Origin of the sequence: Cellulophaga omnivescoria (genome assembly GCF_001999725.1) — a bacterium.
Taxonomy (GTDB): domain Bacteria; phylum Bacteroidota; class Bacteroidia; order Flavobacteriales; family Flavobacteriaceae; genus Cellulophaga; species Cellulophaga omnivescoria.
The window spans coordinates 57,906-80,988 of record NZ_MDDP01000034.1 but is presented as its reverse complement, the minus strand read 5'-3'; the positions used below and the strand labels follow the sequence as shown (position 1 = coordinate 80,988).

Genomic DNA, 23,083 nt, shown 5'->3' with positions numbered 1-23,083 from the left:
TCTACGCAACCTTTTTTAAATTTTTGGTTCTAATTAGTATATAACAATTATAAAATTAGAATTATGAAATTTAAATTAGCTTGTATTGGTTTACTTGGTGTTTTATTCTTGAATTGTTCTTCAGATGATGATCTTGTTTGCGCAGAAGATTATACAGGAGAGTTAACAGCGGTAGAAAGTGTGTTGCAAGGTACTTGGGTGTTAACGGCGGTAGAATCTAGTGTAGCAGTAGATTTAACAGATGATGAAGAAGATAATCCTATAAAAGATATTTTTGTACAAAGTACAGATTGCCAAAATGATGCTGAATACAATTTTATGACGGACAGAAGTTTTACGTTTAAACAAGGTTTAACAGCTGCAAATTGTGAGCAAAAGAGTGATATTTTAGGAACTTGGCAATTTACTGGTAATACTTTAAATTTTTCTAGTGCGTGTACAATTTTTAGTTCGCAAATTAATTTAAATGATGACGAAACAGCTTTCTCTGTAGAAAGCCTGTTAAATATTAGAGACATAAATAATCAATTGGTTGAAGCTGAGGTAACATATACCTACACTAAAAATTAATTATAACCAACAAAACTTAGGGCGTCTAAGTTTATTTAGGCGCTTTTTATGCATAAAAAAGTAGCTTTTAAAGGGTTTCTGTAGGGTGTTCTTGTGTTTCTTCTAAAACAAAAGCAAAAACTAACTCGCCAATAGTTTTTATAGGCGTATAAAGTGTAGAGCTTTCTATGGTTTCTTGCTTAACAATTTGTAGTTTGTTGTTTGCTTGGTCTAAAAATAAGAGAAGTGCTCCTATAATAACAGCAACTTTTAGAGCGCCAAATAAGCCGCCAGCTATTCTATTTAAAGTGCCAAGCATAACAGCTTTAGCAACTTTGGTAAGCAGTTTACCAATTAAATTAATAATAAGTACCACCACAATAAAAGTTAAGATGGAAGATGCAATGTGTATAGTGCTTTGGTCCCATTGCCATTTTTCAGTAAGGTAATTGCCAATAATGTAAGAGAAATGTATAGCAGCATATATACCAGCAACTAATGCAATTAAAGAGGCTATTTCTATTAAAAGTCCGTTTTTAATGCCTTTATAAAGTCCAAAAATTACTAGTATGCCAAGTATAATGTCTAAAAAATTCATTCTCAAGTGTTTTTACAAATATAGGATATTGATTTGTACCTTTACATCTTATTAAAAAACAGAATAAAACAACATAAATTTTGTAACTATTACAATGTCAAGAGATACCGAATTAAAAGAGAGATGGGATGTTTTAGTAGAAAAATTATCTGCCCAATTTGCAGATGGTGATACACTAGAGCTAGATGCAATTATATACTTGGTAGGCATACAAGAGTTAGGTAAACCACACGCTAAATATAAAAAAGACGAAAAAATAAATTTAATGCATATTGCCATTTGTAGGTTACTAGAGCCTTATGGTTATTATGAGTTTGAAATGTTTGATGAAGACGGATGGCCACATTATAAAATAAAAGAAGAGTTGCCAACATTAAAAGCAGGTGAACAAAGTGTTTTAATGAAAGAAGCTTTGGTAAATTATTTTGTAGAAAAACAATACATAGACTAAAAATAGTAAAATGTAGTTTTAATATGGGTTTTGTAAGCAAACTTAAAAATACGGTAATTGGTAAATTTTTACGCAACAACCCTAAAAAAAGCATAGTAGTAACAGTACTACTTATTGCGTATTATTTTTGCTTGCCAAAACAACTATTTAATGTGCCAACAGCTACTGTTGTAGAAAGTGAAGAAGGGATGCTTTTAGGAGCCCAAATTGCTAGCGATGGTCAGTGGCGTTTTCCTAAAGTAGATAGTATACCTAAAAAATTTGAGCATTGTTTACTACAGTTTGAAGATGCACACTTTTACAAGCATTTTGGTTTTAATCCTGTTTCTATAGCTAAAGCTGTTGGGCAAAATATAAAAGCAGGTAAAACAGTACGTGGTGGTAGCACCATAACACAACAAGTAATACGTTTAGCGCGTAAAGGCAAAAGCAGGTCTTATGCAGAAAAATTTATAGAGCTTATATGGGCAACACGCCTAGAGTTTAGGTATAGCAAAGAAGAAATACTAAAAATGTATGCTAGTAATGCACCTTATGGCGGTAACGTTGTGGGCTTAGAGGTTGCATCTTGGCGTTATTTTGGGTTAAAATCGCATCAACTATCTTGGGCAGAAACTGCAACACTAGCTGTTTTACCAAACGCACCTAGTTTAATATATCCAGGTAAAAACCAACAGCGTTTATTAGTTAAAAGAAATGCTTTATTACGTAAACTTTTAGATAAAGGCATTATAAATAAAACTACCTACAATTTAGCCCTGCTAGAAGAGCTGCCACAAAAGCCGTATGCATTACCACAAAATGCACAACATTTGGTTACGCACTTATCCAAAAAACATAAAGGAGAGCGTATTGTAAGTAGTATAAAAGCTCCTTTACAAGAAAGTGTAAATGCAGTGGTACAAAAACACTACTTACACTTAAAACAGAATGAAGTTTATAATGCAGCTGTTCTAGTTTTAGACGTTAATACACGTAAAGTTTTGGCGTATGTAGGTAATACAAAAACAGATAAAAGTCATCAAAAAGATGTAGATATGGTACAAGCAAACCGCAGTACGGGCAGTACCATAAAACCATTATTGTATACCGCAATGTTAGATGCTGGTGAGCTATTACCCAATATGTTGGTTGCAGATATACCTACACAAATTGCTGGGTACACACCTCAAAATTTTAATGAAGACTTTAGTGGCGCTGTAGAGGCTAAAAAGGCATTAGCAAGATCACTAAATATACCAGCTGTTAGGTTGTTACAATCATACGGATTGCAAAAATTTAGAGACCAGTTAAATCTGTTTCATCTAAAAGGTATTAACAAATCTGCAGATCATTACGGGTTAACATTAATTTTAGGAGGTGCAGAAAGTAGCCTTTGGGACTTGTGTAAAACTTATGCATCTATGGCATCTACGGTAAACCATTTTAATACAACATCTAGCGAGTATTTTACAAATGAATTTGCAGAACCAGTTTTAAAAGCAAACGAAACTGTAGATTTTGGAAAAAAATCTACAGAAAAAACAATTTTTGATGCAGCAAGTATGTATCTTACTTTTGAAGCAATGAAAGAGGTAAACCGACCAGAAGGACAGGAGTCTTGGGAGTTTTATGACTCGTCTAAACCAATTGCTTGGAAAACAGGTACTAGTTTTGGTAATAAAGATGCGTGGGCAATTGGAGCAACTAAAAATTACGTGGTTGGTGTTTGGGTTGGTAATGCAGATGGTGAAGGTAGACCAAATGTAACAGGTGTTACCAGTGCAGCACCAATTTTATTTGACGTTTTTAATGTTTTACCTAAAACAAGTTGGTTTTTAAAACCTTTGGATGAGTTTACAGAAATAGATGTATGTAGTAATAGCGGCTACTTAGCAACACCAAATTGCCCAATAAAAAAAATAAGTATACCTGCTAAACAAAATTATGTAGAGGCTTGCCCTTACCATAAATTAGTGCATTTAGATGCCAAGCAGCAGTTTCAGGTTAATACTTCATGTGAGTTGTTAGAGAATATGGTAACCAAGCCTTGGTTTGTTTTGCCTCCTATACAAGAGTTTTACTACAAAAAAACCAACGTTACGTACAAAACATTACCAGATTTTAGAAACGACTGTAAAACTGAAAATGCAAGGGTAATGGAGTTTATTTATCCTAAAAGTGGAGCAAAAATTACTCTACCAAAAAACTTTGATGGCGAAACCAATGAGCTGGTTTTAAAAATAGCACACTCTAAATCTAAAACAAAAGTATTTTGGTATGTAGATGATAGGTTTGTAAAACAAACAGATACCTTTCATGAAATAGCTATTTTGCCAAAACCTGGTGTGCATAAAATTACCGTTGTAGATGAGGTTGGTAATGATGCTGTTATTTGGATAACAATACTAGAGTAGCTGTAACTATAACTACCCTAGTATTAAATTATATTTTATGGTAAAAGAACACTTGTTATTTTAAATGTGTGTTCTTTTAAAGCTTGCTCGCTTTCTATTAAAATTTCTATAGTCCAGTTTGGCTGTGCTTCTTCCTTTAAGCTTATGCTAAGTTTGTGAGCTCCATACCTACTACTTCCATAATTCATTTTTTTACCTTCTTCATTGTAAATAAATATATCTACAATTTTTTCCTTAGGATCCTCTACGTAAAAAGACAACGCATTTTTTTCGCCAAAGCCACCAAAACCTTCAAAAAACTGCTTAAAAGCATCAACAGTTTCTGCCATACCTTCTGCAATTACGCCAGATTCTTTAAGTTCTTTTAGCTTTTTTTGGTATTCTTTTTCATCTTTTTCTTTTAGTTTATCTAAAGCCGCCTTGTCTACCAAAGTAACCTTAACATCTTTATACTTTTTGCTTAATAAGTTTTTGTTATAGTAATTAAGCGGGTTTTTAACAATAACTTTTCCGCCATTAGCTTCTGTAGGGCTAAAGTATTTTAGAACGCCTTCAATATTTATTAAATTAATTGCTTTACGTGTTGGGGCTTCAAGTTTAATTTTTAATTCATTGTTATTGCTATAATCATCTCCAAAAAAGCTTTCTTTTTTTTGTAAAGTACTGCCATCATCTGCAGATGCGCTTGTGATAGACTTTATTTTTACCTGGTTAAATTCATCTACTTTAACACCTTTAATTAAGGCGGTTAATTCTACAAAACTTTTGTCAGAATCTAAATGTCGTTCTTCTTTAATGTCATTTACAAATAAATTTATATCCTGCGCTAATATTAGTTTACTACATAGCCCTAATGCTATACAAATAAGAACTTTTTTTGTCATTTGTTGTTGTTTTTAAAATTGAATAGTTGAAAAATAAATAGTTTTTTTATAGCCAGCAGAATATAGTTTGTTTCTTATTTTTTTATACTGCTGCACGTGTGTTGGTGTATAAATAAAATAGGTAGGAATTTCTTGACTGTCTACAGTTAAAAATAGAGGCACTAATGCTTCAGCTTTATTCTCTAATGGTAGTTTGTGCATTACCTTATACTCGCATTTAAATCCTTTGGCTTCGCACTGCTTTGTTATTTCGCTAATAGCAATAATAGCATCTACCCTAAGTTTGCCCGTTACACTAATTTCCGGAACATTTAAAAATAGCTCGTTGTTAATGTTGGTTTTAAAAGTAAGATTGTCTTTTTCTAAGCTTAAATCTTGATACTGAAAAAACAAGCCTTCATCTAGTAAGTTGTTTACTTTTTTTGTGCCCATTGCACTCCTAATTAAAATAATTGGCGCAATAATTACAAAAATTACGATGGCTAAAATTAGCCCAATTATTGAAGAAATAATAGCGCGTCCACTAAAGCAACTTTTAAAAATTAAGTCCCAATAATTAGCAATAGAGTTGGTTTGAAAACAATAGGTAACAATTTTAATAATGTTTCCAGAGTTAATAAAAAAATTGATAAGCAAAATAATAACACCTGCTACTAGCAAGAGTACTCTAATTCCGTCCATAAGGTTATAAATTTGGTTAAGGTTATTTGTTTTAAGTATTCACTTAAAACTGGTTAAAACTTATAACGGAGCTATTTTTGTAAAAGTACTTTTAGATAGTTTTTTTTAGTTATTGTACATAAAATAATGCACATTAGTACATAGTATTTTTGTTTTTAGACGTTTTTGGTATTTGTTGTATGGCATCCCAATGCTCTATAATTTTACCATTTTGGTCAAATCTAAAAAAATCCATAGTAACATACTCATCATTACCAGGCCACGTTTGGTGCGTGTGCAAAGCCACCAGATTACCCTCTGTTATAGCCCTAACAAACTCAATGGTTTTGTTTGGGTATTCTGTTTGCATACGCTCAAAATATGCTATAAAACCCTCTTTACCATTCTCAACATCTGGGTTGTGCTGTATGTACTCTTCACCAACATATAATTCTACCGCTTTTTTAGGATTTCCTAAATATGCAGTTTTGTAAAATGCAATTGCTTTTTCTTTTAAATTAAGACTCATATTAGCTTTTTACTTTAAAGGTACTATTTTTTAAATTTAACATTTTTAGCTTTGTTTTACGTGTTATTTTTTAATCTATATTTGCCGCCTTTTTTAAAGGAAATTGAATACTGAAATACAAATAGAGAAGTGGCTCTCCTGGGTAGATGAGCTTTCTTGTAACGATTATGTAGTAATTGATGATTTTTTAGATACAAGCACGTATTTAGAAGTTAGAAAATTCTTTTTATCTAAGCTAAATTATTTTGCACAAGCTGGTATTGGTGCGCTAGATAAAAACGTGGTACATACCGAAATTAGAGGAGACCATACTTTTTGGTTAAACAAAGAGAGAGATGTTGAAATTACTGCCTTTTGGAAAATTGTAGACCAAGCGGTGCAGATATTTAATAGGTATTGTTTTTTAAGTTTATCTGGGTACGAGTTTCATTTTGCAAACTATCCTCCTGGCGGACATTATACCAAACATCTAGACCAATTTAAAAACAGAAATAACCGTACCATTTCTTTTATTGTGTATTTAAATGAAGGTTGGCAGAAAGGTGATGGTGGCGAGTTGGAGATTTTTAAACCAGATAATAGCTCGTTTTTAGTAGAGCCATTAGCAGGTAGGTGTGTGTTGTTTAAGAGTGATGTTGTACCGCACGCTGTACTAAAATCATATAAAAACAGATACAGTCTAACAGGTTGGTTGTTGCAAACCCCAGCTAAGTTAGGGCAGTTTTTAGGGTAATAAAAAGCTAGTGTTTAGACACTAGTTTGTTTACTACGCATTGCCATATTTCTTAGGTCTATAAGAGTTTGTTCTGCGTCTTTAGTCTCAAAAGAAAGTAAAGATCTATTGTTCATTATAAGGTATTTTTCTTGACTTCTGTCTTCGTTTTGCATTTCTACAACGGTGTATTTAGATCTTTTTAAATGAAAAGACTTTGGATACCCTATTTTATCAAAAGGGTAGTGTTTAGCAGCTCTAAACTTCTTTTTTAAAACAAGTTTATCTCCAATAACACGCGCATCACATATATACATAAATTGGTATACAATAAACCCAATTAACGCTATAAATACTGCAGCAGCTATAATCATACCCATATGAAACTCCTGCTCTTGGGTAACTTTTGCTAAAATTGGAATCATTATGAGTACTACAAATGTACCCAAGTACAATCCAAGGTTGGTCCAGTTAGATGATAATTTAATTTCTGTGTTACTTGCCATTTTTTTCTTTTAAAGATATGAAATTTTCTGGTTGATGCAATTTTAATGTTGGTAGCAGTGGCCTACGCCTTTCACTTTTCTTTTACAATAATTACCGGATTTAGTAAGAGCACCACAAATATTTGTTACATAACTTTTAGGTGAATTATGCCTGTCTGAATAAGAAGATTTATTTTGTGAGGAATGAGAAGAAGAGTTATTATTGGTTTTCTTTTTTAATGAGTTAACTAACTTAGTTTTTAAAATATCATCTTCTTTTACATAACCAATTTTATTATTGTAAATAGCTTTGTAATACTTACCATATTCATAATATTCTATTAGATAAAGCTGCTCTTTTTGGTTTATAGTTTCTAGTATTTCTGTTTTTTCACTTGGAAGTTTAAACAAGTTAGAATCTCTTTTTAGTAACGCTTTAGTGGCATTCTCTAGTTGGTTTTGTATTGCAATTTCGTTTTCAATTAAAAGAAGACTATTATTAATTGAATCTATTTGGTTTTCAATAGTTTTCTTTTTTAGAACTAGATATTTTCTTTTATGAATTAGGTCTTCTTTTTTTGTATATAATTGGTTTATGTTCTGAGAAAACATAAGACTTGATATTAAGCTTATTAGGGTTAACATAATTGTTTTTTTCATGTCAAGAACTTTATGATTAGTACTTAATAACCCAATTTACTCCCTTCCTCCTTATCAAAAAAACAGATTTCCGTAATTGGTATTTAATAATGTATAGTTTGCAGTTTTTTAAGGGTAATTGGTAGGTGTGTATTTGTGTGTAGCATTGTAGGTGGCTCTAAAACAAACAAAAACCTTTACTTTTTAGAGGTTTGTCTAAATAGTAAAGGCTTGGTTTTTTATGGTAAAAAGGTAAAAGTTACTCTGTTTCTTCTACTTCTTTTATAGAGTAAATAATTTTATCTAAATCGTCTTTATATAAATTTTCATTACTTGCCAACGTCCAACTGTTTGCCTGGTAATATCTTGTTTTACCTTTAAAAATACCTATAGAGTAAAATATGTCTACGCCGTTAATTGTTCCTCTTAAATGCGTGGTAATTGCTTGCATATTATTAACTACGGTGTCTTTTGTATTAAACATTTCTGCGTTTGTAAGCTGTGTTTTATAATCGTCTAGTGTCATTTTTTTATAATCTTCTAGCGTATTTTTATACCCTATATTTTCTTCTTTTTCATAATATTCAATAGCAGTATCTACTTCCTCAAAAGATTCTTCTATTACTGCTATGTAAAATTCTCTTCTTTCATTTTGGTATTGTAGGCTTGCATCATCATTTAAGTCATTGGTTTTGGTTAAAAAAGAAGGTAAAACAACTGAAAATCTGTTTTTAACGTTAACTGTCTCATAAGTGGTTTCTATATTGCAAGACTGCACTATAACTGCCGTTACCAATAGTAAAAAAATGCTTTTTGTGTGTTGCTTAATGTTAGTCATTTTTATAGGGTTTTGTTGGGTGCTACAGTACGTAAGTAGCAAATAATTTTTCTAAGGTTTCTTCTGGGTTGTTGCACAAACCAGGGTGTGTTTTAGAGCTTTGTATAACGGTACTTCTAGAGGCTGCCAACCACCTAAATCTATCAGATAGTTCTAGCTTACCAATTGGGCCACCTGCCGGTTCTCCTTTACAAACCAGTTCCCAGGCTTTTAGGTAATCTTGCAGTAAATTATAATCTAGCTCCTTACAAAAAGCCTCTAGTTTAGTGCGATCTATATGGTATTTTACGCCTAAAAATTTTTTTCGTTTACTAAATAAAATAACGCCAATATTAAAAAATTCTTCGCGTTCTACTTTTGGTACAATGCGTATAACGGCATATTCAAACGTAACTTTATCTTGCATCTTTAGCTTCTTTTATTAGTGCATCTACCATACCCAATTTTGCATTTAAATATGTGGTGTAAGCAGCTCTCATTTGCGCAGGAGTTAAAGAATCGGTTTGGTTTATTAGCCAATCTTCTGGTATGCTATTGGTAATATTTTTTATAACTTGTGGTGTAATTTTACTTGTAATTTCTTGTTTTGCAAAGTCTAATTCTGTTGCTTGCGGTAGCAGTACGTGGTCTTTAATTAACGGAAAAGTTCTGGTTAGGTGGTTCTCCCACAAAGGCCAGTTATGATGAAAATAAAAGCTAGCACCATTGTCTATAATCCACAATTCTTGGTTCCAAATAAGTAAGTTGGTGTTTTTTGCAGTACGGTCTATATTGCTAATTATACTATCTAATAGCACCACTTTAGAAGCGGTTTTGGCATCTACGGTAGTTACTAACGGATCAAAAGTTATAGCGCTAGATAAATAGTGTAATCCTAGGTTTAGACCAACGCTAAATTTTAGTAAATCCTGAATTTCTTCGTCTGGTTCTGTTTTACTAAAAGAGTCGTCTAGGTTTGCAAGCACCAGTTCTGGTACTTTTAGTCCAATAGCACGTGCAAGCTCGCCACCAATAAACTCGGCAATTAGAGCTTTAGTGCCTTGGCCAGCGCCTCTAAATTTTAAAACATAAAGGAAATCATCATCTGCCTTAACTATAGCAGGCAAAGAGCCACCTTCTCGTAAAGGTTGTACATACTGTACAACGTTTACGGTTCTTATGTCTAGTTTGTTCATAAACTCTAAGGTACTAAAATTTAAAAGTTATGTAGTATATTAATTACTTACTTAATAAGCGTACCAACTGTGGTCTGTACAAGTTGTCTTTTTCGTTTAAGTTTATGGTTTTTTGTGCAAAATTAAAGTTTACAAAAAGCTCGGCATTTTCTTCATCGTCCTCTAAAAATATTTTAAATCTGCTACTGCCATTTTTGTAATCTACAGCATTTTGATTAAGATTAGCGCAAGTAAAAATTTGTTCTTGTTTTAACGTATTGTCTTTAGCAGGTAAATTATATTTTTTACGCATAAAGCTTAATAATCTGTTGCTTTGCTCGCCAATAGATGTAAATTTAATACCATTATCTACAAACATATTTTTTGGCTCACCATTAACAAAACCTGCTTTAATATCCTTTTTTAAAGAAACCAACATACCAATAGTATCATTATCTACAGTAGCTTTAATAGTGTATTGGTAATAGCCTTTATCTTCTTTGGTGTTTGTAATAGTAAACGGAAAATCTATAAAACCATCTACGGCGTATAGGTTAGATAAATTGCTCACTTTTTGTTCCTGTTCTGTTTTACAACCAACAATAGTTAGTAAAATAAGGGCTGTAATGGTTAGTGTTTTTTTCATATTTAGTTTAAATTATTTTATGCGTACACTTTCAAAATCGTTTTTCATTTTATCTAAAGTGGGACTTAAAAATACCATATACAGTATAATTAAAAGCCCAAAAAACATAAAGTCTGGTTTTATAAATAGAATGATAAAAGCAGCACCTTCTAAAATTGCCCATCTTATAATTGATGCAGTTTGGTACACACCAAATTTGTCTTCTAAGTTTTTAATATTTTTAGCTTGTTTTAGGGTGTTTTTAAACACAAAATTACTAGCAAAAACAGCAATTAATGGTAATGCTAAAAATACAACTGAAGACGCATCTAAAGCAGGTACAGTAAAACTTTTTAAGGCCGTAATATCTCCTAAAGTAAAATAAATAGCAACAATCCCAAAGGTTATAGCTAAGTGAATAATTTTTAATGTTTTTATTTTCTGATCCATAGTTTTATGTTACTGTTTCTATGTTATTTCAATCCTTTAAAATATTAGCCACTTTATTTAGGTAAAAATCTACTAGGGTCTTCTTTGGCCTTACGGTCTTGTTCTTTTTGTTCTGCAGAACGTACATCTGTATTAGTAGCAATTGGTTTTTTTGCTTCTTGTACAACTTTGGGTTCTGTTTCTTTTTTTCCTCCAAAAAACGAGAGTACCATAAGTAGCGCTAGAATTCCCCATACAATACCAACAATAAGGTCTGTAACAGATTTCCCTTTTTTATTTTCAGTATCAATATCTGCCTGTGGATCTTCAGAAACTATATTAGGGTTTTCTTTTAAATAGTAAAGTTTTAGTTGAGGGAAACTAGGTAGTGTAGATAAAGAAATTTCATCTGTATAAGTGCGGCCATTTAAAGTAAAAGTATAATTAAACTTGTACATTTTTACAACTTTTGCCAAAGTGGTTTCTGTATACTCGTTAGATAAGTCTGCAATTACAAACGTGTTTTCATCTAACATTTGTTGGCGTTCCGCAATTTTATCTTTGTCTCCTTCGTAAATATAATCGCTAACACAAGATTTTGCTAGTAAAGAGAATACAATAATAAATACTATTCTGTATAACACAGATTTTACTTTTCTCATAAATTTAGTTGGTGTTTGGTTATTTGTATTGGTTTATTTAATAGGCTTGTTTTATTTTTTTCTACTGGATATAAAAAAACCGAATCAATTTCTTACAATTTATGTTGTTTTTAGAAATACACAAATAAAAAAGCTTGTTTTTAGAGCAATTGCATAGAATTACTATAAAAACAAGCTTTGTAAAATTTAGCCATTGTAGCTAGTCTAGTTTATCTGTTAAGTTATTAAATACTTTTTTAGGATTTTTACCATCGTATAAAATAGCATAAACTGCGTCTATAATAGGAGTTTTGGACTTTTTACTGTGTTTTTCGTTAATTAAATGAGCACTTTTAGTAGCGTAGTAACCTTCGGCAACCATACTCATTTCCATCATAGCACTTTTAACTGTGTATCCTTTGCCAATCATATTACCAAACATTCTGTTTCTACTAAAAACAGAATAGCCAGTAACTAGCAAATCACCAAGGTAGGCAGAATTGTTAATATTACGTTTCATATGGTGTACACGCTTAATAAAACGTTTCATTTCTCTAATAGCATTACTCATAAGCACACTCTGAAAATTGTCTCCGTAGCCCAAACCGTGAGCCATACCAGCAGCAATGGCGTAAATGTTTTTAAGCACGGCAGCATACTCGGTACCAATAATATCGTCAGATGTTTTTGTCTTTATATAATCGCTACTTAAGTTTTTAGCCACCAATTTGGCTTTTTTCTCATCTGCGCAGGCAATAGTTAAGTAAGACAAGCGCTCTAAAGCAACTTCCTCTGCGTGGCAAGGACCGGCAATAACACCAATATTTTCTAATGGTATATTATAGGTTTCATTAAAATGCTCACCTACAATTAATCCTGTTTCTGGTACAATACCTTTTATAGCAGAAAATACAATTTTACCTTCTAAAGAAACTGTTAACTTTTGCAGTTCTGTAACTAAAAAAGCAGAAGGTATTGCAAAAATTACAACATCTGCATTGGCAATAGCTTTGTTAATATCTGCGGTTAATTCTAATTGTTGTGTGTTAAATTCTACTGCGCTTATATAATTAGGGTTGTGACTGTGTTCTTTTATATGTGCAATAGCATCTGTGTTGCGCATATACCAATTTACTGTGCTCACATTTTCTGTAAGCATTTTTACAATTGCAGTAGCCCAGCTACCACCACCCAAAACAGCAAATTTTGTAGTATTCTTCATAAAATATATTTAGAAAATCAAAAGTAGATAAAATTTAATTGAAAGTAGAAAATTAACCCTTGTATAGCTTCAATTTAATAAAACTTTAAAATACAGTAACCAAACGGTTTGTTGCCACTACAAAACTTAATAACTATTAAAAATTGCATAATTACGTTCATATTTAAATATGTAAAATACTGATAATAAATATATTGAGTTTTTTGGCACGCCCTTTGTTTTATACTTGGCAGAACCAATACATTTTTTATTATGAGAACAAAATTACTATTAGGATTATTGTTATTGGGAACCTTAGTTTCATCATGCTATTCTGAAATAATAATAGAAGATGATTTTATAGAACCAGGATTTTCTGTAGAACACGCTATACACAAATATGACCTTTGGTATGTAGATATTAATGCTACACAAGGAAACGGCGAAGTACCTTTTTTACAACGTGCATTTACTATTACATTTAATAATGGCCGTTTGTATGCTAATAATAATATTGTGGGTATTGGTAAAACCGGTGGCGGCTATGGTGTAGATGTTGGTAATTATGATGTTTTTAATGATGGTATACGAGTAAACCATAGTGTAGATGGTAGGTGGCCACTAGAGGTATATGTGGTAAATAGCAATACTCTAGAACTATTAGATGTTGGCACAAACACATCATACTACTTAAGGGGTTACAGGCAAAGCACGTTTGATTATGATTACGTATTTTATGATAATTTAAAATACTTTTTACAGGAATATGATGTTTGGGAAAAAACATACACAAGCCAAGAAGGAGCTATAAATGAATTTGATGCAGAAAACTTTTTACAATTTTTTACAGATGGTAATGCCGATGTTTTTAGGTCATCTATAGATAATAATGGTACCAGACCAAGAAATTTACAGTGGGATTATGAAGGTGATTATAAAGTTTTTGATGTGGAAGGAGATGAAACTTTAAAGCTATTAGAGTTGGATTATGACTTTATGGGTGATGATTATTTTGAGCTTTATGTAATTAATGATAGTACTATAGAATTGTATCATCCAAATTCTGGCACGGTTTATGAATTTACTGGATTAGGATACATACAATATTTAAAAGGTGATGCATCTGCTTCAGATAAAAAAAGAACAAAGTCTACTAACGGTATAAAAACTGTAAAGAGACAGCGTATAAAATAAAAAGAATTTTTAGGTTGGTTATTAGTTGTAAAACCGTCTTAAACAGTAGTATGTTTAAGGCGGTTTTTTTATGTTTATTGGTCTTCTAATTTTAAAATACTAGTAGTATAATTTCTTGTGCTTTTACAAAGTTTTTCATCTGTAATTAGTGAGTGCCCTAAAGACGGAATCATTTCTGTTAGCTTTTTTTGCCAAGCTCTAGATTTTACTTGCATAGGAAAACATTGGTTTAATACAGATAACATAATAGATACAGATGTAGATGCACCCGGTGATGCGCCAAGCAAAGCAGCCAACGTTTTGTTTTTATTGGTAACAATTTCGGTTCCAAATTTAAGCACTCCACCTTCTTTGGCGTCTTTTTTTATAATTTGTACCCTTTGCCCAGCAGTAATAAGTTCCCAGTCCTCAATTTTAGCATTTGGATAGTACTTTTCTAGAGCTTTAAAACGTTCTTCTGGTGATTGTACCACCTGCTCTATAAGGTATTTGGTTAATGATATGTTGTGTAAACCAGCCCTAAGCATAGGAAAAATATTATGAGCATCTATAGACAATGGCAAATCAAAATAAGAACCATTTTTTAAAAACTTAGTAGAAAAACCAGCATACGGACCAAAAAGTAACGAGCGTACGCCATTTAACATTCTAGTATCTAAATGCGGAACAGACATTGGTGGTGCGCCAACTTCTGCCATACCATAAACTTTGGCTTCATGCTGTAAAATAACATCTTGGTTGTTACATTTTAAAAATTGTCCGCTTACTGGAAAACCACCATAACCATCTGCTTCTGGTATATCAGATTTTTCTAATAATTTTAGTGCACCTCCACCAGCACCAATAAACACAAAATTACTTTCTATGGTTTTTTCTTTATCTGTATGTAAATCTTTAACCTCTATTTTCCAAGTGCCATCTTTTTTGTCATCTATATCTTCTACTTGGTGGCCTAAAAACACTTCTACGCCATCACAAGACTGTAAATAGGCAATCATACCTCTGGTTATAGCTCCAAAATTTACGTCTGTACCTATAGACATTCTTGTGGCTCCTATAGTTTGGTTTTTGTTGCGGCCTGTCATCATCAAGGGTACCCATTCTTTAATTTCATCATAATTTTCAGAATGTAACATATCTTTAAAAATAGGATATGCCGTAAGTGCTTTGTGTCTTTTTCTTAAAAAGTTTAGGTTTTCATCACCCCATACAAAACTCATATGGTCTATGTCATTAATAAAAGGATCTTCTGTAGGTAATAAATTGTTTTTTACTAAGTATGCCCAAAGTTGTTTAGATACCTCAAAAGACTCACTAATTTTTAATGCTTTAGAAATATCTATGCCTCCTTGTTCATTTTCTGGTGTGTAGTTTAATTCACAAAAAGCAGAGTGTCCTGTGCCTGCATTGTTCCAAGCATCAGAGCTTTCTGCGCCAACCTTATCTAAGCGTTCATAAATAGCTATTTTTGCATCTGGTAGTAATTGTTTTAATAAAACGCCAAGCGTTGCGCTCATTATACCAGCTCCTATAAGTGTAAAGTCTTGTTTTGCCATTATATAGATGTGTTTACTACAAAGCTAAGAAACGTTTTGTTAGTGAGTTGTGTTAGATTTTTATTAATTAAAGAAGTGTTTTTTAGTTTTACACAGTTTATTTCTATAAGAGCCCAATAAACACTACTTTTGCGCCCTTAATTTTATAGCTAAAATGAAAAAGTATTTAAATTTATTTGATTTTAAGCAGAAGGTAGACTACAAGAATGAAATTTTAGCAGGATTAACAGTTGCAATGACAATGATTCCAGAGTCATTAATGTTTGCAATTCTAGCAGGATTTTCACCTCTAGTAGGATTATATGGTGCTTTTATTATGGGCTTGGTTACAGCCATATTTGGAGGAAGGCCAGGGTTAATTTCTGGTGGAGCTGGGGCAACTGTGGTTGTACTTATGGCCTTAATGAATTCTCACGGATTAGAATACGTTTTTGGGGCAGTTGCTTTGGCAGGTGTTATACAAATGATAATAGGTTTTTTAAAGCTTGGTAAATTTATTCGTTTAGTGCCACAGCCAGTAATGTTTGGGTTTGTTAACGGTTTGGCTATTATTATTTTTATGGCACAAATGGACCAATTTAAAATTGGTGTTGGTGATGCTGCAGTTTGGTTAACAGGTGAAACATTGTATACTATGCTAGGTTTGGTATTGTTTACCATAGCAATAATTGTTTTTGTTCCCAAATTTACAAAAGCTGTTCCAGCATCATTAATAGGTATTATTGTTGTGTTTTTGGTAGTGTATTTCTTTAATATAGAAACAAAGCAAGTTGTAGATATTATAAATCAAGATACATTACCAGGAGAGCCACTAAAGTCGCTTAGTGGTACATTACCTTCTTTTCATATACCAGCAATTCCGTTTACATTAGAAGCCTTTAAAATTATTTTACCTTATGGATTAATAATGGCGGCTGTTGGTTTAACAGAAGGTTTACTTACTTTAAACTTGGTTGATGAAATTACAGGAACAAAAGGAAACAGTAATAGAGAGTGTGTAGCTCAAGGTGGGGCAAACATATTAAACGGTTTTTTTGGCGGTATGGGTGGTTGCCCTATGATTGCACAAACTTTAGTAAACTTATCTGCAGGTTCAAGAGCAAGATTATCTGGTATAATTGCTGCGTTAACTATATTGGTTATTATATTGTTTGGTGCGCCGGTAATAGAGCTTGTGCCTATAGCTGCATTAGTTGGTGTTATGGTAATGGTTTCTGTAGGTACTTTTGAGTGGGCTAGCTTTAAGGCTTTACGAAGAATGCCTAAGCCAGATATTTTTGTAATGATATTGGTTACCTTAATTACCGTGTTTTTACACAATTTAGCGTTAGCTGTTTTAATAGGAGTAATAATTTCTGCATTGGTATTTGCTTGGGAAAGTGCCAAAAGAATTAGAGCCAGAAAGCATATTGATGAAAACGGAGTTAAACATTACGAAATATACGGACCTTTATTTTTTGGATCTACAACGCTGTTTAATGAAAAGTTTGATGTGCAGGATGATCCAGACGAAGTTATTATAGACTTTAAGGAAAGTAGAGTTACTGATATGAGTGGTATTGAGGCTCTAAATAAAATAACAGAACGTTATGCCAAAGTGGGTAAAAAAGTTCATCTACGTCATTTAAGTAAAGACTGCATACGTTTGTTATCTAATGCAGATGACATAATTGATGTGAATGTAATGGAAGACCCAACGTACAAAGTAGTGGCTAATAAGTAAACTATTTTACTGTACTAAATTTATATAAAGTTACGCTGTGGTATTCTTCTTTAGGATGCAATACCACAGTAGGAAACTGAGGCTTGTTAGGGCTGTCTGGATAATGCTGGGTTTCTAAACAAAAAGCTGCTCTAGGATGGTATTTTTTTCCAGACTTACCAACTAAATTTTCATTAATAAAGTTACCAGTATATAATTGCACACCTGGCTCTGTAGTATATACATCCATAATAATACCTGTACTAGGTGCTTTAGCAGTTGCCACTAAGTTTAGAGTTGTATTTTGGTCAATAACAAAATTATGGTCATAACCATTGCCAATAATTAATTGTTTATAATCAGCATCAATATCTCTACCAATTGGTTTTTCTTTTCTAAAATCTAGTGGAGTATCATTAACAGGAGTTAATTCTCCTGTAGGTATACAAGTGTTGTCTATACTTGTAAAAGAAGATGCATTAATTTGTAGTTTGTGGTTTAAAATGTCACCAGTGCCTTCTCCGTTTAAATTAAAATAAGAATGGTTTGTTAGGTTTACTACTGTTGTTTTATCTGTAATAGCCCAATACTTTATTTTAATGGCATTTTTTTCTGTTAGGTGGTATTGTACCTTAACCGCTAAGTTACCAGGGTAACCTTCCTCCATATCTGCAGAAACGTAAGTTAGCTCTAGCGTATCTTCTGTAGGTTGTTTTGCATCCCAAACAACGGCGTCAAAACCAGTAGTGCCACCGTGTAAGTGGTTTTCTCCATTATTAACAGCTAAATTGTAGGTTTTATTGTCTAGTGTAAATTTACCTTTTGCAATTCTGTTAGCATATCTACCCACAATACTACCAAAATAGGCATTAGGATTTGTTTGGTATTCGTGTAAAGACTTATATCCTAAAACAACATCTTTAAAATCATTGTTTTTGTCTTTTACCCATAATGATGCTAAAGTGCCACCATAGTTTGTTATTTGAGCAATAGAACCTTGAGTATTTTTTAAGGTATAAAGAGCTACTCTTTTTCCATTAATTAAGGCTTCAAAATCTTTTGGGTTTAGGAGTTGTGGTGCCATTTTAATAATTGGTTAGGATGTTTAATTTTTTAGTTCTACTAAAATTGGGCAATGGTCACTATGCTTAGCTTCTTTTAATATAACAGCTCTTTTAAGGCGGTTTTCTAAGGTTTTGCTAACCATTCCGTAATCCAATCGCCAACCTTTATTATTGTTTCTTGCGTTAGCTCTGTAGCTCCACCAAGAGTAGTTGTGTGGCTCTGTGTTAAAATATCTAAAACTATCTATAAAACCGCTTTTTATAAAATTTCCAATCCATTCTCGTTCTACAGGTAAAAAGCCAGATACGTTTTTATTACGTACAGGATCATGTATATCTATAGCTTCATGACATATATTATAATCTCCTAATACAACAATATTAGGTTTGTCTTTTTTTAATTCATTAATATATTTCTGAAAGTCATCCATATATTTTAGTTTAAAATCTAGTCTAGCCAAATTTGTACCAGATGGTAGATACATACTCATAATAGAAATATCTCCAAAATCTGCTCTAATATTTCTGCCTTCAAAATCCATATAATCTATACCTGTGCCATAAGTAACATTATCTGGTTCTATTTTAGATAAAATAGCAACACCGCTGTAGCCTTTTTTTTGTGCGCTATACCAATAGTTATAGCTGTAGCCAGCCTCTTCAAACAAAGATAAATCTAACTGCTCTTTAAGGGCTTTTATTTCCTGAAGGCATATAACATCTGGGTCTGTAGCGGTAAGCCAATCTATAAAACCTTTATTAATTGCTGCGCGAATACCGTTAACGTTATAGGATACTATTTTCATTATATGTAATTAAAAGGTTAAAAATAGAAAAAACAAAGGGTTCTATGAAAAATGAATGACAGAGATTCTTACAAAAAGTTCTATTTTTGCCAATTGAAAAATGAGATATAGAAAACACTAACATTATGAAAAAAGGATTATTAGTAGTAGTATTTTTATTGGGAGCCAAAATGGCATTTGCTCAAGCTTACTCTAATTTTGATAAAAACCAAGAAATTAAATTTAACATTGGTATGTTTTTAGCAACAACTTCTGTAGAATTTGGATACGAGTATTTTTTAGGTGATGATACTAGCGTTGGTGCAATTCTTCATTTTGATGGTGACGGTGAAGACTACAATGGTAGCTTTGGTTTTGGACCAAACTTTAGGGCTTACTTTGGAGATTTACCTAGAAGTGGCGCTTTTGCAGAAGCTTTTGGTTTGTATTTAAAGGGAGAAAAAAAATACAATGATATGGGCTCTAGAATTGTTGGAGAATACAGTGGTGTAGCTCTAGGTTTAGGTGGTGGTTACAAGTGGGTAACACGTAGCGAACGTTTTACATTAGAGCTAAATGGTGGTTTTGGTAGAAATATAAATCCTAAAGAATTTCAGGACGATTTTATTTTTAGAGCAGGTTTATCTGTAGGTTACAGATTTTAAAAGCAATTAATTACAATAAAAAAGAGCTCACTACTGGCAAATGCTTTAGTGAGCTCTTTTTGTATAAGTACTTAAAATTATATTTTTTTAAGCCATTCTTTCATAGATACTTCTGCATTAATAATAGATTTTAAATCTGCTATTGCCACACGTTTTTGCTCCATAGTATCTCTGTGACGTATGGTTACTGTTTTGTCTTCTAAAGTTTGGTGATCTACTGTAATACAAAACGGAGTACCGTTGGCATCTTGTCTTCTGTAACGACGACCAACAGCATCTTTTTCATCATATATTACTTTAAAATCCCACTTTAAATCCTCTATAATTTCTTTAGCAACATCTGGTAAGCCATCTTTTTTAACAAGTGGTAAAATAGCAGCTTTTGTTGGTGCTAATACAGCAGGTAGTTTAAGAACAGTTCTTGTAGATCCGTTTTCTAATTCCTCTTCTACAAGAGAATTAGAAAAAACAGCTAAAAACATACGGTCTAAACCTATAGATGTTTCTACCACGTAAGGTACATAGCTCTCGTTAATTTCATGATCAAAATATTGTAATTTTTTACCAGAATGCTTTTCGTGGCTACTTAAATCAAAATCTGTTCTAGAGTGTATACCCTCTAACTCTTTAAAGCCAAACGGGAATTTAAATTCTATATCTGCGGCAGCATCTGCGTAGTGTGCTAATTTATCATGGTCATGAAAACGGTAATTGTCTTCTCCCATACCTAAAGATAAATGCCATTTAATACGGTTTTGTTTCCAAGCCTCATACCATTCTTTTTGTGTGCCAGGGCGCACAAAAAATTGCATTTCCATTTGCTCAAATTCTCTTTGGCGAAAAATAAATTGTCTTGCAACAATCTCGTTTCTAAAAGCTTTTCCTATTTGGGCAATACCAAAAGGAATTTTCATACGTCCAGTTTTTTGCACATTTAGGAAATTTACAAATATACCTTGTGCCGTTTCTGGCCTTAAGTAAAGATCCATAGCACTGTCTGCAGAGGCTCCTAACTTGGTACCAAACATTAAGTTAAACTGCTTAACGTCTGTCCAGTTTTTAGATCCAGATACTGGGCAAACAATATCTAATTCTTCAATTAAACTCTTTACATCTGCTAAATCTTCATTTTCTAAGGATTTTCCCATTCTAGATAAAATAGTATCTATTTTTTCCTGATATCCTAGAACACGTGCATTTGTAGTAACAAATTCTTCTTTGTTAAATGCATCTCCAAAACGCTTAGCAGCTTTGTTTATTTCTTTGTCTATTTTGTTTTCTAATTTGGCACAATAGTCTTCAATTAAAACATCTGCTCTATACCTTTTTTTAGAATCTTTATTGTCTATTAATGGGTCATTAAACGCATCTACGTGTCCAGATGCTTTCCAAACCGTTGGGTGCATAAAAATGGCAGAGTCTATACCAACAATGTTATCGTGCAGTTGCACCATTGCTTTCCACCAATATTGTTTAATATTATTTTTTAATTCTGCTCCGTTTTGTGCGTAGTCATATACAGCACTTAAACCGTCGTATATTTCACTGGATTGAAAAACGTAACCGTATTCTTTAGCGTGAGATATAACTTTTTTAAATTTGTCTTCTTGATTTGCCATATGGCAAAAATAGAACTTTAGTGTTAATAGATTGAATTATTTTAATTCAAATTCTATTGAAGAAAGTAATTTTTCTTCTTCAAAAACATTTAAAGTATACATGCCTGGTTTTAAAGAGCCTGTAGGAAACTTAATATGCTCACAAATTTCTTCGTTAATACCTGTGTAAATAATGTCTACAGCTTTGCTGTATTCATTACCCTTAACATTAATAATATTAGCGTTGTTTGGTATTACTTTTTTGTTAGGATCTAAAAATTGTAGGTACAATCTTTTTTCAATATTAATATCATTAGGGTTGCCACTAATAGTTGTACAAGCTCTTAATTTAGAAATTAAATTTGCTTTGTTGGTATTAATATCTCTACCATTACGCACTCTAAAAGCTAAGGCTTCAGAACTTCTAATTTTTAAATATGTTTTATTTTTTAGCTCTTTATTTAGTTTACTGTTGGCATCTTTTAAGCTTTCTTCGTTTTGTGTTGCAGCAAGTGCTTGAGCCTTGTATTGTTCTGCTCGCTTTTTTGCATTTTGTACTGTTTCACTTAAAACAACGTTGCTATATTTTAAGGCATTGTATTTCATATTAAGACTGTCGTACTTAAGTTGCCACCTGCGTAAATCTCTTTTGTTTTGATCGTATTTTTTACTGTCAAAATTTAATTGTCCAATAGAGTCTAATAATCTAGATACATCACTATTGGCTACATCTAAATCTATTTTATTCACTTCAATTTCTGATGATAAGCTTTCTATATTTGCTTGCATATTGGCAAGCTTGTCAGTAAGCATTTTTTTCTCTCTTTCTAAGTAACTAATATTACTGTTGGACTGTGCATTGCTGTAATAAAAAGCAATTAATATACCCAGTATTACGGCCGCAAGCGCAGCTATAATCACTTTGTATTTTAAATTGTTATCTTGTGAGTCCATCAAAAGTTGGAGGTAATTTTAAGTAGGGTTAAATTTGGGACATTATAAGTTGTCAAATATACTAAATCATATCAATAAAATACTAATGCCCTTGGGGTGTTTTGGATGTAATACACCTTTGCGTAAAGGTGAACGATTAATTTGTACCGTTTGTCGAAATGAATTACCGCTTACCGAGTACAATTTTACCGATGAAAACCCAATAGACCGTATTTTTTATGGGAGAATTAATGTTAAAAAGGTTAATTCTTTCTTATTTTTCACAAAAAATGGGGTGGTAAAAAACATAATTCATCATTTAAAATATAAAAATCAGCAGCAATTAGGGTCCTTTTTTGGACTCTGGTTTGCGCAATCTATTAAAGAACGTTTAGATATTGATATTGTTGTGCCAGTACCTTTACATAAAAAAAAATTAACAAAAAGAGGATACAACCAAGTTAGCTTATTTGGGCAAGAATTGGCATTGCATTTTAATGCTAGTTACCAAGAAAATGTATTGTGTAAAACGGCTAATACTAGAACATTAACAAAAAAGAGCAGATTTTCTAGGTGGAAAGTAAATCAGGATTTATACAAGTTAACAAATAATGAAGATGTAGCGGGAAAAACCATTTTATTGGTAGATGATGTTATAACCACAGGTGCTACAATAGAGGCTTGTGCAACGGCATTAAATAAGGCGCAAAATGTTACAATTTATGTGGCAACAATTGCTGTAGTGCCATAGTTTTATGTTTGTGTAAATTGTTGTTACTTTGCGTTAATAATTTG

At 32.3% G+C, this 23,083-nt stretch carries 26 protein-coding genes; 8 read left to right on the top strand and 18 right to left on the bottom strand.

Annotated elements, in window-relative coordinates; all coding sequences use genetic code 11:
- Window positions 1–63: 63 nt before the first annotated feature.
- Entirely contained in the window at window positions 64–570 is a 507-nt protein-coding gene (locus BFJ87_RS12535) for a DUF5004 domain-containing protein (protein ID WP_077405078.1), read from the top strand.
- A 67-nt stretch (window positions 571–637) separates the two neighbouring features.
- On the opposite strand, the gene BFJ87_RS12530 is transcribed toward BFJ87_RS12535, so the two are convergent.
- Complete coding sequence (locus tag BFJ87_RS12530; RefSeq protein ID WP_077405074.1) at window positions 638–1,147, bottom strand: CvpA family protein; 510 nt, start codon at window positions 1,145–1,147, stop codon at window positions 638–640.
- Window positions 1,148–1,241: 94 nt separating this feature from the next.
- On the opposite strand from BFJ87_RS12530, the gene BFJ87_RS12525 reads away from it, so the two are divergent.
- Both BFJ87_RS12525 and pbpC read left to right on the top strand, forming a co-directional pair.
- Entirely contained in the window at window positions 1,242–1,598 is a 357-nt protein-coding gene (locus BFJ87_RS12525) for a hypothetical protein (RefSeq protein ID WP_013620696.1), read from the top strand.
- Between the two features lie 23 nt (window positions 1,599–1,621).
- The gene (gene pbpC, locus BFJ87_RS12520; RefSeq protein WP_077405071.1) at window positions 1,622–3,994 is read left to right on the top strand and encodes a penicillin-binding protein 1C; all 2,373 of its coding nucleotides are present in this window, start codon (window positions 1,622–1,624) and stop codon (window positions 3,992–3,994) included.
- A 35-nt stretch (window positions 3,995–4,029) separates the two neighbouring features.
- Here the strand turns inward: pbpC and BFJ87_RS12515 are convergent, their stop codons facing one another.
- The 3 genes from BFJ87_RS12515 to BFJ87_RS12505 form a co-directional block, all read right to left on the bottom strand.
- Complete coding sequence (locus BFJ87_RS12515) at window positions 4,030–4,878, bottom strand: hypothetical protein (protein ID WP_077405069.1); 849 nt, start codon at window positions 4,876–4,878, stop codon at window positions 4,030–4,032.
- 12 nt (window positions 4,879–4,890) lie between these two features.
- A complete protein-coding gene (locus tag BFJ87_RS12510) occupies window positions 4,891–5,559 on the bottom strand; it encodes a hypothetical protein (protein WP_077405066.1) in 669 nt (222 codons plus the stop codon).
- 133 nt (window positions 5,560–5,692) lie between these two features.
- Complete coding sequence (locus BFJ87_RS12505) at window positions 5,693–6,067, bottom strand: nuclear transport factor 2 family protein (RefSeq protein ID WP_077405063.1); 375 nt, start codon at window positions 6,065–6,067, stop codon at window positions 5,693–5,695.
- 103 nt (window positions 6,068–6,170) lie between these two features.
- Between BFJ87_RS12505 and BFJ87_RS12500 the strand changes: the two genes are divergently transcribed.
- Entirely contained in the window at window positions 6,171–6,800 is a 630-nt protein-coding gene (locus BFJ87_RS12500; protein WP_077405060.1) for a 2OG-Fe(II) oxygenase, read from the top strand.
- 14 nt (window positions 6,801–6,814) lie between these two features.
- Here BFJ87_RS12500 and BFJ87_RS12495 read toward each other — a convergent pair whose 3' ends face one another.
- The 9 genes from BFJ87_RS12495 to BFJ87_RS12455 form a co-directional block, all read right to left on the bottom strand.
- A complete protein-coding gene (locus BFJ87_RS12495; RefSeq protein ID WP_077405057.1) occupies window positions 6,815–7,285 on the bottom strand; it encodes a hypothetical protein in 471 nt (156 codons plus the stop codon).
- A 42-nt stretch (window positions 7,286–7,327) separates the two neighbouring features.
- Window positions 7,328–7,876: a hypothetical protein gene (locus BFJ87_RS12490; RefSeq protein ID WP_077405054.1), complete on the bottom strand. Its 549-nt coding sequence runs from the start codon at window positions 7,874–7,876 to the stop codon at window positions 7,328–7,330.
- A 286-nt stretch (window positions 7,877–8,162) separates the two neighbouring features.
- Window positions 8,163–8,741: a hypothetical protein gene (locus tag BFJ87_RS12485; RefSeq protein ID WP_077405051.1), complete on the bottom strand. Its 579-nt coding sequence runs from the start codon at window positions 8,739–8,741 to the stop codon at window positions 8,163–8,165.
- Between the two features lie 22 nt (window positions 8,742–8,763).
- Window positions 8,764–9,147: a DUF3037 domain-containing protein gene (locus BFJ87_RS12480; protein ID WP_077405048.1), complete on the bottom strand. Its 384-nt coding sequence runs from the start codon at window positions 9,145–9,147 to the stop codon at window positions 8,764–8,766.
- Window positions 9,137–9,916, bottom strand: a complete 780-nt coding sequence (locus BFJ87_RS12475) for a HipA family kinase (RefSeq protein WP_077405045.1) — start codon at window positions 9,914–9,916, stop codon at window positions 9,137–9,139. The genes BFJ87_RS12480 and BFJ87_RS12475 overlap by 11 nt, the downstream gene beginning before the upstream one ends.
- A 43-nt stretch (window positions 9,917–9,959) precedes the next feature.
- Entirely contained in the window at window positions 9,960–10,541 is a 582-nt protein-coding gene (locus tag BFJ87_RS12470; protein ID WP_077405042.1) for a hypothetical protein, read from the bottom strand.
- 12 nt (window positions 10,542–10,553) lie between these two features.
- Window positions 10,554–10,970, bottom strand: a complete 417-nt coding sequence (locus BFJ87_RS12465; protein WP_077405039.1) for an MFS transporter — start codon at window positions 10,968–10,970, stop codon at window positions 10,554–10,556.
- Between the two features lie 53 nt (window positions 10,971–11,023).
- Complete coding sequence (locus tag BFJ87_RS12460) at window positions 11,024–11,611, bottom strand: hypothetical protein (RefSeq protein WP_077405037.1); 588 nt, start codon at window positions 11,609–11,611, stop codon at window positions 11,024–11,026.
- A gap of 199 nt (window positions 11,612–11,810) precedes the next feature.
- Window positions 11,811–12,812 carry an NAD(P)H-dependent glycerol-3-phosphate dehydrogenase gene (locus BFJ87_RS12455; RefSeq protein ID WP_077405035.1) on the bottom strand — a complete coding sequence of 334 codons (1,002 nt, stop codon included), beginning with the start codon at window positions 12,810–12,812 and terminating at the stop codon, window positions 11,811–11,813.
- 252 nt (window positions 12,813–13,064) lie between these two features.
- Between BFJ87_RS12455 and BFJ87_RS12450 the strand changes: the two genes are divergently transcribed.
- Window positions 13,065–13,985, top strand: a complete 921-nt coding sequence (locus BFJ87_RS12450; protein WP_077405032.1) for a nicotinic acid mononucleotide adenyltransferase — start codon at window positions 13,065–13,067, stop codon at window positions 13,983–13,985.
- A 74-nt stretch (window positions 13,986–14,059) separates the two neighbouring features.
- Here BFJ87_RS12450 and mqo read toward each other — a convergent pair whose 3' ends face one another.
- Window positions 14,060–15,541 carry a malate dehydrogenase (quinone) gene (gene mqo / locus BFJ87_RS12445; RefSeq protein WP_077405029.1) on the bottom strand — a complete coding sequence of 494 codons (1,482 nt, stop codon included), beginning with the start codon at window positions 15,539–15,541 and terminating at the stop codon, window positions 14,060–14,062.
- A gap of 154 nt (window positions 15,542–15,695) precedes the next feature.
- Between mqo and BFJ87_RS12440 the strand changes: the two genes are divergently transcribed.
- On the top strand, window positions 15,696–17,264 hold the full coding sequence (locus BFJ87_RS12440; RefSeq protein WP_077405026.1) for a SulP family inorganic anion transporter: 1,569 nt from the start codon (window positions 15,696–15,698) through the stop codon (window positions 17,262–17,264).
- A 1-nt stretch (window position 17,265) separates the two neighbouring features.
- Here the strand turns inward: BFJ87_RS12440 and BFJ87_RS12435 are convergent, their stop codons facing one another.
- Both BFJ87_RS12435 and BFJ87_RS12430 read right to left on the bottom strand, forming a co-directional pair.
- Entirely contained in the window at window positions 17,266–18,327 is a 1,062-nt protein-coding gene (locus tag BFJ87_RS12435) for an aldose epimerase family protein (protein WP_077405023.1), read from the bottom strand.
- A 21-nt stretch (window positions 18,328–18,348) separates the two neighbouring features.
- Window positions 18,349–19,113, bottom strand: a complete 765-nt coding sequence (locus BFJ87_RS12430; RefSeq protein WP_077405019.1) for an exodeoxyribonuclease III — start codon at window positions 19,111–19,113, stop codon at window positions 18,349–18,351.
- 125 nt (window positions 19,114–19,238) lie between these two features.
- On the opposite strand from BFJ87_RS12430, the gene BFJ87_RS12425 reads away from it, so the two are divergent.
- Window positions 19,239–19,757, top strand: coding sequence for a hypothetical protein (locus BFJ87_RS12425; RefSeq protein ID WP_077405016.1), 519 nt, complete (start codon window positions 19,239–19,241; stop codon window positions 19,755–19,757).
- 77 nt (window positions 19,758–19,834) lie between these two features.
- On the opposite strand, the gene BFJ87_RS12420 is transcribed toward BFJ87_RS12425, so the two are convergent.
- Together BFJ87_RS12420 and BFJ87_RS12415 are read right to left on the bottom strand one after the other, a co-directional pair.
- Window positions 19,835–21,376: a glycine--tRNA ligase gene (locus tag BFJ87_RS12420; protein WP_077405013.1), complete on the bottom strand. Its 1,542-nt coding sequence runs from the start codon at window positions 21,374–21,376 to the stop codon at window positions 19,835–19,837.
- A gap of 36 nt (window positions 21,377–21,412) precedes the next feature.
- Window positions 21,413–22,309 carry a coiled-coil domain-containing protein gene (locus BFJ87_RS12415; protein ID WP_077405010.1) on the bottom strand — a complete coding sequence of 299 codons (897 nt, stop codon included), beginning with the start codon at window positions 22,307–22,309 and terminating at the stop codon, window positions 21,413–21,415.
- 85 nt (window positions 22,310–22,394) lie between these two features.
- Between BFJ87_RS12415 and BFJ87_RS12410 the strand changes: the two genes are divergently transcribed.
- A complete protein-coding gene (locus BFJ87_RS12410; protein ID WP_077405008.1) occupies window positions 22,395–23,039 on the top strand; it encodes a ComF family protein in 645 nt (214 codons plus the stop codon).
- Window positions 23,040–23,083 lie beyond the last annotated feature (44 nt).

Excerpts from the sequence above, each read along its gene's own strand:
- BFJ87_RS12485 (WP_077405051.1), bottom strand. The coding sequence starts at position 8,741 with ATGACTAACATTAAGCAACACACAAAAAGCATTTTTTTACTATTGGTA.
- BFJ87_RS12430 (WP_077405019.1), bottom strand. The coding sequence starts at position 19,113 with ATGAAAATAGTATCCTATAACGTTAACGGTATTCGCGCAGCAATTAAT.
- BFJ87_RS12505 (WP_077405063.1), bottom strand. The coding sequence starts at position 6,067 with ATGAGTCTTAATTTAAAAGAAAAAGCAATTGCATTTTACAAAACTGCA.
- BFJ87_RS12470 (WP_077405042.1), bottom strand. The coding sequence starts at position 10,541 with ATGAAAAAAACACTAACCATTACAGCCCTTATTTTACTAACTATTGTT.
- BFJ87_RS12515 (WP_077405069.1), bottom strand. The coding sequence starts at position 4,878 with ATGACAAAAAAAGTTCTTATTTGTATAGCATTAGGGCTATGTAGTAAA.
- pbpC (WP_077405071.1), top strand. The coding sequence starts at position 1,622 with ATGGGTTTTGTAAGCAAACTTAAAAATACGGTAATTGGTAAATTTTTA.
- BFJ87_RS12415 (WP_077405010.1), bottom strand. The coding sequence starts at position 22,309 with ATGGACTCACAAGATAACAATTTAAAATACAAAGTGATTATAGCTGCG.
- BFJ87_RS12495 (WP_077405057.1), bottom strand. The coding sequence starts at position 7,285 with ATGGCAAGTAACACAGAAATTAAATTATCATCTAACTGGACCAACCTT.
- BFJ87_RS12440 (WP_077405026.1), top strand. The coding sequence starts at position 15,696 with ATGAAAAAGTATTTAAATTTATTTGATTTTAAGCAGAAGGTAGACTAC.
- BFJ87_RS12460 (WP_077405037.1), bottom strand. The coding sequence starts at position 11,611 with ATGAGAAAAGTAAAATCTGTGTTATACAGAATAGTATTTATTATTGTA.
- BFJ87_RS12410 (WP_077405008.1), top strand. The coding sequence starts at position 22,395 with ATGCCCTTGGGGTGTTTTGGATGTAATACACCTTTGCGTAAAGGTGAA.
- mqo (WP_077405029.1), bottom strand. The coding sequence starts at position 15,541 with ATGGCAAAACAAGACTTTACACTTATAGGAGCTGGTATAATGAGCGCA.
- BFJ87_RS12420 (WP_077405013.1), bottom strand. The coding sequence starts at position 21,376 with ATGGCAAATCAAGAAGACAAATTTAAAAAAGTTATATCTCACGCTAAA.
- BFJ87_RS12450 (WP_077405032.1), top strand. The coding sequence starts at position 13,065 with ATGAGAACAAAATTACTATTAGGATTATTGTTATTGGGAACCTTAGTT.
- BFJ87_RS12465 (WP_077405039.1), bottom strand. The coding sequence starts at position 10,970 with ATGGATCAGAAAATAAAAACATTAAAAATTATTCACTTAGCTATAACC.
- BFJ87_RS12480 (WP_077405048.1), bottom strand. The coding sequence starts at position 9,147 with ATGCAAGATAAAGTTACGTTTGAATATGCCGTTATACGCATTGTACCA.
- BFJ87_RS12525 (WP_013620696.1), top strand. The coding sequence starts at position 1,242 with ATGTCAAGAGATACCGAATTAAAAGAGAGATGGGATGTTTTAGTAGAA.
- BFJ87_RS12475 (WP_077405045.1), bottom strand. The coding sequence starts at position 9,916 with ATGAACAAACTAGACATAAGAACCGTAAACGTTGTACAGTATGTACAA.
- BFJ87_RS12530 (WP_077405074.1), bottom strand. The coding sequence starts at position 1,147 with ATGAATTTTTTAGACATTATACTTGGCATACTAGTAATTTTTGGACTT.
- BFJ87_RS12425 (WP_077405016.1), top strand. The coding sequence starts at position 19,239 with ATGAAAAAAGGATTATTAGTAGTAGTATTTTTATTGGGAGCCAAAATG.
- BFJ87_RS12535 (WP_077405078.1), top strand. The coding sequence starts at position 64 with ATGAAATTTAAATTAGCTTGTATTGGTTTACTTGGTGTTTTATTCTTG.
- BFJ87_RS12490 (WP_077405054.1), bottom strand. The coding sequence starts at position 7,876 with ATGTTTTCTCAGAACATAAACCAATTATATACAAAAAAAGAAGACCTA.
- BFJ87_RS12510 (WP_077405066.1), bottom strand. The coding sequence starts at position 5,559 with ATGGACGGAATTAGAGTACTCTTGCTAGTAGCAGGTGTTATTATTTTG.
- BFJ87_RS12435 (WP_077405023.1), bottom strand. The coding sequence starts at position 18,327 with ATGGCACCACAACTCCTAAACCCAAAAGATTTTGAAGCCTTAATTAAT.
- BFJ87_RS12455 (WP_077405035.1), bottom strand. The coding sequence starts at position 12,812 with ATGAAGAATACTACAAAATTTGCTGTTTTGGGTGGTGGTAGCTGGGCT.